The 14,873-nt window shown below is 37.4% G+C and carries 13 protein-coding genes and 1 riboswitch; of the genes, 1 reads left to right on the top strand and 12 read right to left on the bottom strand.

The features are described from left to right. Positions 1-12 precede the first annotated feature (12 nt). Complete coding sequence (locus tag JOC83_RS18260; protein ID WP_205188818.1) at positions 13-1,050, top strand: cytochrome d ubiquinol oxidase subunit II; 1,038 nt, start codon at positions 13-15, stop codon at positions 1,048-1,050. Between the two features lie 37 nt (positions 1,051-1,087). Here JOC83_RS18260 and JOC83_RS18255 read toward each other — a convergent pair whose 3' ends face one another. The 12 genes from JOC83_RS18255 to JOC83_RS18200 form a co-directional block, all read right to left on the bottom strand. Then, positions 1,088-1,540: a flavodoxin gene (locus tag JOC83_RS18255; protein WP_205188817.1), complete on the bottom strand. Its 453-nt coding sequence runs from the start codon at positions 1,538-1,540 to the stop codon at positions 1,088-1,090. Positions 1,541-1,560: 20 nt separating this feature from the next. Beyond that, on the bottom strand, positions 1,561-2,322 hold the full coding sequence (locus JOC83_RS18250; protein ID WP_205188816.1) for a hypothetical protein: 762 nt from the start codon (positions 2,320-2,322) through the stop codon (positions 1,561-1,563). A 61-nt stretch (positions 2,323-2,383) separates the two neighbouring features. Beyond that, entirely contained in the window at positions 2,384-2,662 is a 279-nt protein-coding gene (locus tag JOC83_RS18245) for a DUF2325 domain-containing protein (RefSeq protein ID WP_205188815.1), read from the bottom strand. Between the two features lie 198 nt (positions 2,663-2,860). Beyond that, positions 2,861-3,319, bottom strand: coding sequence for an acyl-CoA thioesterase (locus JOC83_RS18240; protein WP_205188814.1), 459 nt, complete (start codon positions 3,317-3,319; stop codon positions 2,861-2,863). Between the two features lie 12 nt (positions 3,320-3,331). Further along, the gene (locus tag JOC83_RS18235) at positions 3,332-4,378 is read right to left on the bottom strand and encodes a ribonucleotide-diphosphate reductase subunit beta (protein WP_205188813.1); all 1,047 of its coding nucleotides are present in this window, start codon (positions 4,376-4,378) and stop codon (positions 3,332-3,334) included. Positions 4,379-4,394: 16 nt separating this feature from the next. Continuing rightward, entirely contained in the window at positions 4,395-6,683 is a 2,289-nt protein-coding gene (locus tag JOC83_RS18230; protein ID WP_205188812.1) for a ribonucleoside-diphosphate reductase subunit alpha, read from the bottom strand. Positions 6,684-6,810: 127 nt separating this feature from the next. Next, positions 6,811-6,990: riboswitch (cobalamin riboswitch) on the bottom strand. Positions 6,991-7,333: 343 nt separating this feature from the next. After that, positions 7,334-8,440, bottom strand: coding sequence for an o-succinylbenzoate synthase (gene menC / locus JOC83_RS18225; protein ID WP_205188811.1), 1,107 nt, complete (start codon positions 8,438-8,440; stop codon positions 7,334-7,336). Beyond that, a complete protein-coding gene (locus JOC83_RS18220) occupies positions 8,430-9,911 on the bottom strand; it encodes an o-succinylbenzoate--CoA ligase (protein WP_205188878.1) in 1,482 nt (493 codons plus the stop codon). The genes menC and JOC83_RS18220 overlap by 11 nt, the downstream gene beginning before the upstream one ends. Positions 9,912-9,993: 82 nt before the next feature. Next, positions 9,994-10,812 (bottom strand): 1,4-dihydroxy-2-naphthoyl-CoA synthase, encoded by an 819-nt coding sequence (gene menB, locus JOC83_RS18215; protein ID WP_205188810.1) that lies wholly within the window; start codon positions 10,810-10,812, stop codon positions 9,994-9,996. 19 nt (positions 10,813-10,831) lie between these two features. Then, positions 10,832-11,635 (bottom strand): 2-succinyl-6-hydroxy-2,4-cyclohexadiene-1-carboxylate synthase, encoded by an 804-nt coding sequence (menH, locus tag JOC83_RS18210; RefSeq protein WP_205188809.1) that lies wholly within the window; start codon positions 11,633-11,635, stop codon positions 10,832-10,834. Then, positions 11,632-13,392 carry a 2-succinyl-5-enolpyruvyl-6-hydroxy-3-cyclohexene-1-carboxylic-acid synthase gene (gene menD, locus JOC83_RS18205; RefSeq protein WP_205188808.1) on the bottom strand — a complete coding sequence of 587 codons (1,761 nt, stop codon included), beginning with the start codon at positions 13,390-13,392 and terminating at the stop codon, positions 11,632-11,634. Before menD ends, menH begins: the two co-directional genes overlap by 4 nt. Next, positions 13,379-14,800, bottom strand: coding sequence for an isochorismate synthase (locus tag JOC83_RS18200; protein ID WP_205188807.1), 1,422 nt, complete (start codon positions 14,798-14,800; stop codon positions 13,379-13,381). The genes menD and JOC83_RS18200 overlap by 14 nt, the downstream gene beginning before the upstream one ends. Positions 14,801-14,873 lie beyond the last annotated feature (73 nt).

Genomic DNA, 14,873 nt, shown 5'->3' with positions numbered 1-14,873 from the left:
GGACGTGATACTATGACAGATTCAGTTATTGCAATTACAGTTGTTTGGGGATTTATTTTCATTTATGCATTGATGGGTACAATGGATTTTGGCGCCGGATTTTGGTCAATGGTATACATTAACAGAGACAAAACAAATGCTACTAATATTGCAAATACCTATCTATCTCCCACATGGGAAGTGACAAATGTATTTATTGTAGCTATCGTAGTTGCTTTATTTAGCTTTTTTCCTGGTGCAACCTTTACGTTAGGAACCGTTCTTCTTATACCTGGGAGCATTATTCTTTTATTGCTAGCGTTACGAAGTGGCTTTCTCGTATTTGCAAACTACACAAAAGGCTATCGACACCAAAAAGCTTTAACCTATATTTCTGGCATTTCAGGGGTATTAATTCCTGCCTTTTTAATTTGCGTGTTACCGATTAGTCAAGGAGGCTTTATTGATACAATTGATGGTAACCAAAAGCTTAATTTAATAAAAGTGTTCACAAGCCCGAATGTTTACGCATTCATTGGGTTCGCAGTCAGTTCATCGCTTTTTTTATCTTCTTTACTTTTAGCCGATTATTCAAAGTCCTCAGATGAACTAAGAGCCTATGACATTTACCGTCGAGATGCACTAATCACCGGCCCTCTTTCTTTAATTATGGCTGCTCTTATTATGGTGACGATGCGTAACGAAGCCAATTGGCTATTTTCAAATATGATGGATTTTAACTGGGCTTTATTCGCTTCGGTTGCAATGTTTGTTGTAGCAGGTGTTGCATTGATTATTCCATATAAAGGACAAAAAGGAATGCCAAGATTAGCTGTAGTAGCCGTCTTACTTCAATATTTCTTTGCTAGCTATGCATATGGACGAGGACACTTGCCTTATATTGTCTATCCTGAAGTTACGATTGAGACTGGATTTACGCACCCTAATGCTTTTCGTGCTCTATTTATTTCCTACATCGTTGGATTTGCTATTTTATTCCCTGGGTTTTATTATTTCTGGCGTTTGTTCATGAAGCAAAACAAAGAGTATGTCAAAAAGAAACCGTATTAACAAAGACAGGACACCTATTTAAATAGGTGTCCTGCTTTTATAAATGTACCTTCATAGCATTGATTATACTCGCAGCAAAACTTCTGCACTTTTCAACATCTTCTCCAAAGGGAGCAAGCTCTACTTTTAATCCTTCAGTCATTAATTCGCCACTTAACTCTCTTACTCTTGCTTCAATTAAATCAACTGCACCACAAAAGATATCGTAAGCAGTATCCCCTGAGCCAAATACACCTACTTTTTTGCCTTCTAAACTAATGGATTCCATGTCGTCATAAAAGTCTAAAAATTCGTCAGGTAACTCTCCATCTCCCCATGTGTAAGCTCCTAAAAGAATGTAATTAAACTTGTTTAAGTCATTAACATCTACTTCAAACACTTCTTTTCGAGTGACATTAATGTTTTCCTTGATCAGTTCTTCTTCTAAAATGTCCGCAATCGCCTCTGTGTTTCCAGACATACTTGCATAAATTAATAATACATTAGACATCTTACTCTCTCCTTTATCTCTTACATAAACATTGTCAGTCTATCTTTGTTGTCATTTAAGCACTCTGTTTTTAAAGGACAGCTATCACACTCTGTAACTAATGCTGTTTTTTGAAAATACTTAGGTTCCTTTAGCGTACTTTTTATTAAACTTAAGCGTTGAAGCGCTTCATCATAATCTTGCTCTTGTACGGTAAAACTTGATGTATGACCCGTTAGAATAGAATGAAATATGATGACTTCTGGCACTTTCTGAAAAGCATGCCTAGAAAACACCACAATAAAGTCTTTCATCATTTGTTGAATTTGTGGGTGATCATCCGTAACAAACTTTTTCACAACATAGGAATTCTCAGTCCACTGTGCAACATCGATCGTTAAGGAAATATTACTTTCTAATTCCTCTACATGTACACAATATTGATTAAACAGAAAAAGTGGCATCTCTTGTTCGCTATCGTTTGATAAAAATTGCAGTAAATGATCACTAACCTTTGCTAACACTTCATAATATTGGACTTTTGATTCAAATAAATCGACATGAATAAAACGCCAATATTGCTCAATTAATCTTAAAATATAAAAAGCTGAACGTTGACTAGCAGGTGTTTCATAATAGCTTTTAACAATACGGTGTGTCGTTACTTGAACCATCTTGCGCCAATCGATGTTCTTGCCTTTGTTCATTAGCAATTGCCTTTGGTAAAACTTATACGGACATCGAATAAATTCTTCTAGGTGTTCACTTGAAATGGTTTTAATGTGAACGTTTAAAAAATCCATGTTAATCACCACAAATCATGATAATGATAATTATTATCAATAGATAATAAAAAAGAAAGAGCTACGCTTGCTCAATGACTTTACGAATTGCACTCCATGAATGTTTTACAAAATAAATGGGTTTCTGCTGTTTCTTTGCTTTCTCTTTAATGACTTTTGCCATGTTATGATTGATAAAATCGGTAATCACCAAAATAAAATTAATATGATCTGGTATGTCCCTTTTTACCATGTTGCTCTTTCGGCCATCTAAATGAATGATTTGCTTAAATCCTTCTCCTTCTAATCGATCTGTTATATGTTTTAACCGATCTCCACCAACTACCATAATTGAAGACATGATTACTCCTCCTTATTTTTAATTTATGTATATATCTATTCAATTGCTGATTATCTTAAACGTCTTGTTTAACTCTCTATCTATAACTTAATTGATAATGATTCTCTTTGTCAACATTTAATTGATAGAAATTCTCAATTAAATAAAAAAAGGGTTGTCTAAAGATGAAAAACTTCCCATCTAAGACAAACCTTTTTCTTACGTTCTTCTCTTTTGACGCCTTTCCATGGCCGACTGATAAAGTTGCTTTTCTTCATTTGTTTCAGGATAAACAGTTGGCACTTGTATTGGATAGCCTTGATCATCAACGGCAACCATCGTTAAAAAACTAGTAGTTGTTAATGTTTGTTCTCCATTCTTCCAACTCTCACGCTTCACACGCACGTATACTTCCATTGAGGTTCGGCCCGTAGATGTAACAAAGGCTTCCGAAATAAGAACATCTCCAACCGTTACAGGTGAAAGAAAGTTAACAGAGTCAATTGATGCTGTTACAACAATTGACCTACAATGCTTCATCGCCGAAATAGCCGCTACTTCATCAATGTAGGCTAGCACTTTACCGCCAAAAATTGAACCCATATGATTGGTATCTGGTGGTAAAACAAGCCTCGTTTGAACGACTTTTGATTGCTGCATTGGAATTTTTTGTTCCATAACAAGTCCTTCCTAAAGTTCATCAAATCCGTTTAAATCCGATGCTTTTGTATACTGTCTAGATTTTTGTTCAAAGAAGTCGGTTTTACCTAAATCCACCTCTTGATATGCGATAATCCATCGTAAAGGATTTTGAATAGGTGCATCAGGAAATGCATCTCGTCCAAATCCTAGTTGATTGCATCGCTTATTCGCCATATATTGTATATACTGTTCAACTTCTTTCATCGTTATGCCATCAAATTTCTCACCAATAATAGACTCTGCCCATTCGATTTCTAATGTTGCAGCTTCCTGAAACGTTTGAATAACGAATTGCTTCAGTTCTTCCGTCTCATATTCAGGGTTTTCACGTAGTACTTCTTTAAAAATCTTTTCAAAAAGCCCTACATGAAGCTGCTCATCTCGATTTATATAATTAATCATGGTTGAAGTGGCGACCATTTTTTGATTACGCGCTAGATTATAGAAGAAGGCAAATCCGCTATAGAAGAAGAGCCCCTCTAAAATCACGTCAAACACAATAGACTTTAAGAAATTATCAATTGTTGAATTCTCAACAAATTGCTTGTATCCATTCGTTACAAAATCGTTTCGCTTTCGAAGCTTTTCATCTGTGCGCCAGTATTCAAACACTTCATCTTGTTTTGACTTTGATACAAGACTAGATAATACGTACGAGTAGGAATGATTATGCACCACTTCTTGTTGAGCTAAAATGATCATTAGAGCATTTACTGAAGAGTCCGTTACATAATCTGCTACTTTACTCGCATAATCTGATTGAATACTATCTAATAATGCTAGTAAACCAATGATTTTCAGAAAGCTTTCCTGCTCATTTTTTGATAGTTGTGGAAACTGTTTAATATCTTGACTCATGTTAATTTCAAAAGGCGTCCAAAAGTTTGCTAGCATTCTCTTATACTTTGGATAAGCCCATGAGAAACGCACATCATCCCAGTTTAAAATGTTAGAGCTCTCTCCGTTAATAATTCCCGTTGATCGGTTCGGTGCTTGTTCATCCATTAATACTCGCTTTCGTAATAACGTTGACATTGATTCGTCTCCTCCTTTAACTATGACAACTTTCACATTCTTCAAGAACGTCGTTTGATGTTGAACGTACATAATAGGTTGTTTTTAGCTTCTCTTTCCAAGCCATCACATGCAAGTCGAGTAAATCTTTTGCACGAATGTCATTTCGAATATATAAGTTAAAGGAAACGGATTGATCAATATGACGTTGACGTTTTGAGTTTTGCTTAATGCTCCACTTTTGATCAATGAAATACACAGACTTGTAATACCAGTTTGTTTTTTCATTTAAATCAGGTGCGGTAACTGGTATTTTATAATTCTTCTTTTCCTCCGAGTAGAATTTACGGAAAATCGGATCAATACTAGCAGTAGAACCTGCAATAATGGAAGTTGATGAATTTGGCGCTACAGCCATTAAATAACCATTTCGAATACCATTTGTTTTTACTTGGTGACGTAGTTCATCCCACTCCTCGCTATCATATCCTCTATTTGTAAAATAGTGGCCGGTTTCCCACGCTGATCCTTTAAATACAGGATACGCACCTTTTTCTTTCGCTAACTCCATTGATGCTTGAATAGTATGGTAAGCAATTTCTTCATATAAATCATCTACATATTGAACAGCTTCTTCTGACTCCCATGTAATTCCTTTTAATGCTAAAAGATGATGAAAACCAAATGTTCCCAATCCAATTCCACGGTACTTTTGATTGGTTACTTGCGCTTGTAACACAGGAATTGTGTTAAGCTCAATAACATTATCAAGCATGCGTACTTGAATGGAAATGAGACGAGGTAGTACATTGCCACTCACTGTTCTCGCTAAATTAATAGACGATAAGTTACATACTACATAATCGCCAGACTCTCGAACCGTTACAACTTTTCCGTCTTCTGTTACATACTCTTCCGTTACTGTCGTTGCACTCATGTTCTGTGCAATTTCCGTACATAAATTGCTACAATAAATCATCCCTTTATGACTATTAGCATTTCCACGGTTAACCGTATCTCGGTAGAACATATACGGAGTGCCTGTCTCTAGTTGTGAAATCATGATTCTTTTCATAATATCAATAGCAGGAACAACATCATATCCATCTTCTAATAGACCATCCTTAGCTGCTTCCACACACTTGTTATAGTGATACGTAAACGCATGATCAACAGCATTTGGTGCTTCTCCCTCTTGTAATTCTTTTGCATCAAAGAAGTCATCTAATTCAAAGCCTAAGTTCTTTTTAATCGGATGAGGGTCAAATAGATAATAAGGTTCTCGATTTTCTACTGCTCTCATAAAATTGTCTGGGATACATACGCCTGTGAAAATATCATGGGCTCTAAGTCTTTCATCACCATTGTTTAAACGCAAGTCAAGAAAGCTCATAATGTCTTTTCCAAACACGTTATAATAAACGGCGATGGCGCCTTGTCGTTGTCCTAACTGATCGACCGAAACTGCTGTATTATTAATTTGTTTAATCCATGGAACAATTCCACTAGAATTTCCTTTAAATCCTCGAATATCAGAGCCTAATGAACGAATCTTTCCGACATAAACGCCAATTCCACCACCAAACTTTGATAATTTTGCGCTATCTGTGTTTGAATGGTAAATTCCTTCTAAACTGTCTTCTACTGTATCAATAAAACAAGAAGATAATTGACCATATGATTTTCCTGCATTCGCTAAAGTTGGAGTAGCAACCGTCATATATAAGTTAGACATTGCCCAATATGCTTCTTTTATGAGATTGATACGCTTTGTCTTATCCTCTTTCATCATTAATGTCATAGCAATAACTAAGAAGCGCTCTTGAGGAAGCTCATACACCTTTTTATCATGAGACTTGGCTAAATAACGATCAGCAAGTGTTAATAACCCTATGTATGTAAAAAGCTGATCACACGATGAATCAATTACATTTTGAAGTTCATCTATTTCTTCTTTTGAATAGGCTTTCGTTAGTTCCTCACTATAGATGCCAATACTAGTTAAGTACTGAATTAGCTCATAAAAGGACCCATACTTTTGAGTAACATTATACCCTCGGTTCATAGAAGCTTGACGATACAATTCATCTAGGTATACGTTAGCCGCCACAAATGTCCATGCTGGTTCTTCCATTGAGATATAGTCTAATGCTGCTAAAATAAGCGCATTGGTTATTTTCTCTTCACTCATGTTTTCTTTTGCTGATATTGTTTGTACCACTTTTTCTTCATACTGTGTAAAGTCAAGCTGTGGAAACACCTGCTTTACTTTTTCAATATATGTTTCGACACGTTGAAGTGTTGTTGGTTGGATTACATTTACCATTCTAGTTCCTCCCTTTTCTCTAAAATAAAAACGCCCACCGATGCACGGTGAGCGAATAGAACGAAGATAAAAAGAGAGAAACACTCTTTTTGAATCCCCGTTCTACCCTCTCACCTCCCGAAGAAGATAAAACGAAATAAAAAAGGCAGGTCTCCTGACTTATGCTTCATTTTACTTTAAGGCCTTCCCATGATGATCACAGTGGATTCCCTTATTTCATCAGCACTCACAGTTGCGGGGACAGTTCTGGATTTCAACCAGATTCCCTATTAAGTCGATGCACGACACCTTTTTTAGTGGATAACACAAAATATAGTATTAAATTCAATAAAACAAACAAGATATTGTGTTCTATACACATTATATAGGACAAGTAAGAATAGTATCAACCATTTTTTAAAAAGATTTTTCGACTCCGTCTATTTACTCAAAATAAAGCGGTGATAAAAGTCTAACATCGTTTTAGTACATACAATGGAAAAAAGGAGCAATCCTACAAGTTTAAAGACAGATTATTTATCTGTTTAACGAAATCAGGATTGTCACCTACCCCAGTATTACTGGGTTTTTATGACAATCCTGACCTTAGAAAAGCGTTTCACAAGAAGAACCTTTTGAGACACTCTTTCTTCTATTTACTTTCAAAGAATTTATAACGTATACTGTTTGACTTGCTTTTCAATTTGTTGAATGTATGTTTCGTTTACCTCGTATCCTATTCCCGAACGTGTAGGGACCATAATATCTCCCTTATCAACCATCACTTCAGGAATAATCACATCCTGATTCCAATAACGAGCAGAAGCTGAAATATCTCCTGGAATTGTAAAGTGAGGTAATGAAGCGAGCGCAATGTTATGAGCTCTTGAAATCCCCGACTCTAACATACCTCCAACCCATAGCTGTACACCTTTTTGTTCACATAAGTCATGAATTCTTTTCGCTTCCGATAGTCCACCAACTCTGCTAATTTTTACATTAATCACTCGGCAGCTTCCTAATTCAATTGCTTTTCGAGCGTCTTCGTATGAAACGATGCTCTCATCTAAGCAAATAGGTGTTTTTAATTCCCTTTGAAGGTAGGCATGGTCAACAATATCATCAGATCCTAGAGGTTGTTCAATCATCATTAAGTTATATTCATCTAATCTTTTTAGTCCATCTATATCCTGTAACGTATACGCAGAATTAGCATCTGCCATTAATGGTAAAGTAGGAAAATGCTTTCGAATACCTTTAATTAATTCATAGTCAATTCCTGGTTTAATTTTAATCTTAAATCGCTTATATCCTTCCTTCACATGCTGCTCAATGCTGTTAATCATACTAGATAGGTCACTGATTCCTACAACCACACCCGCTTCCACTGTTTTACGTGTACCACCTAATAAAGTGCTGAGTGTTACTCGTTTTTGTTTGGCATACAAATCCCAAACAGCACACTCCAAAGCTGCTTTTGCCATGTTGTTCCTCTTCACACCGCTAAACACTACTGCTACATCATTAGGATGCTTTATCTCTTCACCTAATAATGCCGGAATTAAAAAATCTTCAAGCATATGAAAACAAGTTTGAATGGTTTCTTCTGTATACCATGGTGTAGAAAATGCTACGACTTCTCCCCATCCAACTAATCCCGCTTCATCTTTTACTTCAACGAGAATCAACTCTCGATTTTTAACGGTACCGTAACTTGTTGAAAACGCATTGATTAATTCCATTTCAATAAAATGCAGTTTGACCTCTTTAATTTTCACTCTTCTCACTCACTAACGACAGCAAATTTCGACGTAATAATTTATTTGAAGCGTTTCTTGGAAGTTCTTTTACAATAAATAGCTTCTTCGGTACTTTGTACTTAGCTAAACGTGACTCACAGTAAGACATCATCTCTTCCTTGCTTACATTTGATTGTAGTGTAACAAATCCATACGGGACTTGTCCCCATTTGTCATCTGAAACACCCGTTACTCCTGCATCTGCAACAGAAGGATGAGAACGAAGGACATTTTCAATTTCAGCTGGATAGATATTTTCTCCACCCGAAATGATTAAATCGGATCGTCGATCTAACACATATAAAAAGCCTTGTTCATCTAGATAACCAATATCACCTGTATGAAGCCAACCATCTTTAATGGTGGCCCTCGTCTTTTGTTCGTTGTTTAAATAGCCAGCTGTCACATTCGGACCTTTTACAATAATCTCGCCTGACTGATTGGCTTGTAGAACGTCTCCTTGTTCATTTATAATTCGAATGTCACAAGGAAACAATGCTTTTCCTGCTGAACCTAATTTAGATAGACTATACTCAGGAGCTAATGTGACGACTTGTGAGGCCGTTTCCGTCATACCATACGTTTGATAAACAGGAATTTGCTTCACGACACACTGCTTAAGAACCGATAAAGGAGCTGGTCCTCCACCAACTAGCATACAACGAAATGTGGTTGGATACTGCTGCTCCGCTAATTCATCAAGCATCTTAGTGAGCATCGTTGTCACTACCGAAACGATGGTTACCTCTTTTTCTTTAATGGCTTCATTTACTTCCTTTGGATTGAACTGATGATGTAACATCACTTTCATTCCATAAAAGATACTGCGCATTAAAATAGATAATCCACTAATATGAAATAACGGCACGGCTATGAGCCAACAATCTTTTTCGTGAATCCCTAAATTAAGTGCCGATCCCATTGCGCTCCACCAATGGTTTCCGTATGTTTGAATGACACCTTTTGGCTGCCCGGTCGTTCCTGATGTGTACATGATTGTATCTGCATCAGCCAAAGAAAATTCCTCTATCACATCGATTTCTTTTCTTTGGCTTTTAAACAATTCAGAGGCTGTTACCATGGATAACGTCTTCTCTGACACACTCTCTTTTCCAACCCTCTGCAAATCATCATCACAAATAAGTAAGTTTGTCTGTGAGTCCTTTAACTGATATGCAACTTCATGTGCCTTTAAGCGGGTATTTAAAAGAACCGTTTTAGCACCAATATATTTAAGGCTATGTATAACATAAACCATCGACAGGCTGTTAGACATAAGAACAGCAACTGTATCCCCTTGCGTTATGCCATAATAAGAGATTTGTTGTGCAACATGTAATGCATGTTCATGTAGCTCTTTAAATGTTACAACTTCATCACCCGTTTCAATTGCTACTCGATCCGGGGTCATAAATGCTCTTTTTGCTAACCAATTTGGAATGGTTGTCACATCTTGCACCGTCTTTCACTCCTTTCATAAAAAGAATGGTACAAAAACAGCTTGATGATCACTCACCAAGCTGTTTTGCTTCTTATGGAAAACGAGGGAACTGCTTGAAGTCAGGTGTACGCTTTTCTTTAAACGCGTCTCTTCCTTCTTTCGCTTCCTCTGTTGTGTAATAAAGAAGTGTAGCATCTCCAGCCAATTGTTGTAAACCAGCTAGTCCATCTGAATCTGCATTAAACGCTGCTTTTAAGAAGCGTAAAGCGGTCGGACTCTTTTCTAACATTTCTTCACACCACTGAATTGTTTCTGCTTCTAGTTGCTCAAGAGGAACAACTGTATTAACAAGCCCCATATCAAGCGCTTCTTGCGCATTGTATTGACGACATAAGAACCAGATTTCACGCGCTTTCTTATGGCCGACAATACGCGCTAAATATCCAGAACCATATCCTGCATCAAAGCTACCAACCTTAGGCCCTGTTTGACCAAAGATCGCATTGTCTGCTGCAATCGTTAAATCACACACAATGTGAAGAACGTGCCCTCCACCAATCGCATAACCAGATACCATTGCAACAACAGGCTTTGGAATTACACGAATTAAACGTTGTAAATCTAGTACGTTTAAACGTGGGATTTCATCTTCTCCAACATATCCACCATGTCCACGAACCTTTTGGTCTCCTCCTGAACAAAATGCTTTGTCTCCAGCACCTGCAAGAACGATTACCCCAACATTCGAATCATCACGTGCATAAGCAAACGCATCGATTAATTCCATTACGGTTTTTGGACGGAATGCATTGTGTACCTCTGGACGGTTAATGGTAATTTTTGCGATACCATTATATGTTTCATATAAAATATCTTCGTATTGACGTTCAGATGTCCATTCAACTGACATTTTTCTTCCTCCTAGCATTTTATGTAGATATAAACCCATTTACTATTTTACCAAAAATCTGCGGTTGTTCCACATGGATTGCATGACCTGCACTCAAAATTATTTTTTTTGTCGATTTAGGTAGCCATTTCTCCATTTGATTTGCAATGTCACAAAACTTCTGATCGTCTGCGCCTGCTATTAACAAAACCGGGAGATGCAAGGACGCTAACGTGTCCCATAAGGGCTTTTGTTCGCCAGTTCCCATGCCCCGCAAGCTATTTGCGAGCCCTCTTTCTGTATTTCGCAATCGTTCTTGACGAATCGTACGTTGAATCTCTGCTGGAAGCTTCTTTTGCGATGCAAACAGTGGTATGTTCTCCCATTTATTCACAAACGATTCAATTCCACAAGACTCAATTTGCTGAGCTAAGTCGTTATCGCTTTTTCTACGACTCTCTCTTTCCTCCTCGGTCAGAAGTCCAGGTGATGCACTTTCAAGAATCAGAGATTGAACATAGTGAGGATAACGTGTTGCAAAAGATAATGCAAGCCTACCACCCATTGAATAACCGAGTACATGAGCTTTGGACACGTTTAATTCTTGAAGAATAGAAGCAATTGCTTCACACATCGCCTCCATTTTATAAAAAGCGACATCTTCTGGGCTATCTGTCTGTCCATGGCCGATAATATCAAGGCTAATCAGTCGATAGCCTTCCCATTCATCATAACATGATTTCCATGTTTCACTTGAACCAGTAAAACCATGTAAAAGAAGCAATGGTTCTCCTTCGCCTTGAACATCGACATGATACGAAATATCATTTACTGATAATTTCATGGTTTTTTCACCATTCTATTCATTTCCTGGGAAACATCATTCCACAATTTTCGATGCAGCTGCACATTTTCTTGTCGATTTGTTTTAACCTCAATAACATGTAGACCTTCTGCACGAATTGAATCGCGAAGATGCATCTGAAAATCTTCCCATGTTTCTGCCTGTAGAAATGTCCCTCCGTACATATGAACAACATGCTCATAATTAATGCCCGTTGGTGTTCCAAATAAAGATTCAAAATGCTTCTCTTCTTTTGATTGAGGCAAGAAAGAGAAGATTCCACCTCCATCATTATTTACTAACACAACCGTCAAATTCAGCTTCAACATTTTTGCTGCTAAAAGTCCGTTCAAATCATGATAAAATGATAAATCACCGATGAATAAGACCGTATGCTCGTGAACCATACTAACGCCTAAAGCTGTGGAAACAACTCCGTCAATTCCATTTGCTCCTCGATTTGCCAACACGCGAATTGACTTATCATTATTGATAAAAAATGTATCCACATCTCGAATCGGCATTGAGTTTCCAACAAATAAGGTTGAGTGTTCTGGAAGCTCCTCTACTAATTCACTTACGATTCTTCCTTCAAATAAGGTAGGATAACCATTCGTTAAATCTTGAAGCAACTGAGTGGCTAACTGATTTAAATGTTGCCACATATCCATCCATTGGCTACTTTTAAGTGACTCTGACTCCATACACTCTACAATGGCGTCACAAAATACTTTGTCCTCACAATGAATCATGTTAGTTGCTAATAAGGTAGGATCTCTCCAACCATTTCCTTCATCAATCACATACATCTCAACGGGTGGATGCTCTTTTAAAAGAACCGTTAACGGCTTTGATACAGGCATTGCACCAAATCGTATAACGACATCTGGTCTTAGCGATTCAAGTAAGTGTTTATTTTTTAAAAACGTATCGTAAGCGGACACGACATAGCGCTTATCGTGCGCACCACTTCTCACTTGAGATAATGGATCAGCAATGATTGGGAACTGTAGTTTTTCAGCTAATGCACAAACGGAAGTAGCTAAATCTTCTTGTACATGGTCGCCACATATAATTAACCCTTTCTCATAACGCTGTAGTACATTGGCTAATTGCTCGTATTGCTGTTTCGTTAATGTCGAACGACCCATTGTTCCTTGAGCATAAGAAGATCCTTCCCTCTTTTCCTTTTCCCATAGCTCTTCTAAAGATAGATTAGGGACAAGAGGCTCGCGCAGAGGAAAATTGATATGTACGGGCCCTGCTGGAGTTGTTAAAGATGTGTTAACAGCTCGTCCTGCTATCGTTCTAATATAACGTATCATGTTAGGTGTTTCTTCCGGCAACGCTACTTCTGCAAACCACTTGGCATATTTTCCAAATAAATGTAGTTGATCAATGGCTTGTGGTGCTCCAATGTTTCGCAATTCATGAGGACGATCAGCCGTAATGACTAAAAGTGGCACTCTTGAATAATGAGCTTCCACAACGGCTGGATAGTAATTAGCTGCTGCCGTTCCTGATGTGCATAATAACGCAACTGGTACTTTCTTTGCTTTTGCAATGCCTAACGCAAAAAAACCAGCCGAGCGTTCATCAATATTTAGATGAACACGAATGTCTGGATGTTCAGCCATTAAAAGGGCTAATGGAGTCGACCGAGAGCCAGGGCTTACAACTACATCGTGTACATTTGCATTTGAAAGCTCATCGATAAAAGACGCAACATATGAAGTTAAGGTGTTAATGTGTGACATGATCCACTCCTCCTAAAGCTGATAACATTGGGTTAAACTTAATTTTTGTTTCTTCGTACTCACTTTCAGGATCAGAATCAGCAACAATTCCACACCCTGCAAATAGTGTAGCTTCTTGTTCGGAAAGAAGACCTGAGCGAATTCCCACAATGAATTCACCGTTCCCTTTCATATCCATCCATCCGATTGGAGCGGCATACCACCCACGCTCAAAATTCTCTAATTCTCTGATGACTTCTAAAGCTTTTTTCTGTGGAAAACCACCTAAAGCAGGAGTTGGATGTAGCTTTTCTAAAAATGAAAAGAGAGTGACTCCATCTCGAATTACACCTTTTACTGGTGTATATAAGTGCTGAATATGTTTGGTTTTATATAAAGAAGGGCCTTTAGGTAATTGGATATCTGTGCAGTTCTCAATCATAGCTTCTTTGATCATATGAACAACTACATCATGCTCGATTAAATTTTTTTCATCTGCCAGTAATTGTTGACCAAGTTCTTCATCTTCTCTTAACGTATAGCCGCGACGAATCGAACCTGCTAAGCAAGTAGAGAATACATTATTTTCGCTTCTTTTAATTAACCGCTCGGGTGAAGCTCCTATAAAGGAGTAACCTTTGCTATCAAATGTATAGACATAGCTGGTTGGTTGTTCTTTTGTTAAACGTTCTAGAATTACATCTTTTTTCAATGGTTCATTAAAGAAAAGATCAAGCTGGCGAGCTAGTACGACTTTTTCAATTTGTTCTCTTTTTATACGATTTGTAGCTTCTTGAACTGATTGCTTAAACAAATCTGGTTCCACTTCGTGCTTACTGATGATATGTGAAAGCTCTTCTTGCACACGAGGAGTCCCATTGAGTTGAAATAGTTGTTTCTCCTTCTCTTCAAAGAAATGGTTATATTTTTGTGTTTCATCTGTCGGATGGATAAGAAGGTTCGCCGTGAAGAAAGCTTCGCCACCCTTTACTGTATATAAATAAGCAGGGACAACAAATTTCCCACTTGAAAATTCATTCCATCTTGTGTCTTTGTCTTGCTTAGGATCAAAAGAAAAACCGCCAAATAACAATGGACCTGTTCCACTTGGAATATCACCCATGCAAATAACATCTCTATCTATAAAGCGCTTCCATTCTTTTTCGATATAGTGAAAACGATCTTGATGACGTTCTGTGCTTATGATATGAGTGTATCCTAATCCTACTAGTGAAAACGTTCGATCTGGATCTTGCCAGAAAAAACGTTGATGAGAAAACTCTTTCGTACCATTTCTATAAAATATAAGGGGATCAATAGGCTTCACTTTTTTCACTAAGCTGACGAGTTTTGTTTTGCCGTCTATGTTTACACATTCAATCACTTCTTTAAGTTGTTTTTGTATGAATTGATCTGTTACTGCAATCACACTACGTCCCCCCATCCATTTATTTGTTATCTTTAACTAATTTATTATAATCTTTTACATATAAAAAATCTAG

The organism is Priestia iocasae, assembly GCF_016909075.1.
Taxonomy (GTDB): Bacteria; Bacillota; Bacilli; order Bacillales; family Bacillaceae_H; genus Priestia; species Priestia iocasae.
This window is presented reverse-complemented; position numbering and strand designations above follow the sequence as displayed.

Excerpts from the sequence above, each read along its gene's own strand:
- JOC83_RS18260 (WP_205188818.1), top strand. The coding sequence starts at position 13 with ATGACAGATTCAGTTATTGCAATTACAGTTGTTTGGGGATTTATTTTC.
- JOC83_RS18255 (WP_205188817.1), bottom strand. The coding sequence starts at position 1,540 with ATGTCTAATGTATTATTAATTTATGCAAGTATGTCTGGAAACACAGAG.
- JOC83_RS18250 (WP_205188816.1), bottom strand. The coding sequence starts at position 2,322 with ATGGATTTTTTAAACGTTCACATTAAAACCATTTCAAGTGAACACCTA.
- JOC83_RS18245 (WP_205188815.1), bottom strand. The coding sequence starts at position 2,662 with ATGTCTTCAATTATGGTAGTTGGTGGAGATCGGTTAAAACATATAACA.
- JOC83_RS18240 (WP_205188814.1), bottom strand. The coding sequence starts at position 3,319 with ATGGAACAAAAAATTCCAATGCAGCAATCAAAAGTCGTTCAAACGAGG.
- JOC83_RS18235 (WP_205188813.1), bottom strand. The coding sequence starts at position 4,378 with ATGTCAACGTTATTACGAAAGCGAGTATTAATGGATGAACAAGCACCG.
- JOC83_RS18230 (WP_205188812.1), bottom strand. The coding sequence starts at position 6,683 with ATGGTAAATGTAATCCAACCAACAACACTTCAACGTGTCGAAACATAT.
- menB (WP_205188810.1), bottom strand. The coding sequence starts at position 10,812 with ATGTCAGTTGAATGGACATCTGAACGTCAATACGAAGATATTTTATAT.
- menH (WP_205188809.1), bottom strand. The coding sequence starts at position 11,635 with ATGAAATTATCAGTAAATGATATTTCGTATCATGTCGATGTTCAAGGC.
- menD (WP_205188808.1), bottom strand. The coding sequence starts at position 13,392 with ATGTCACACATTAACACCTTAACTTCATATGTTGCGTCTTTTATCGAT.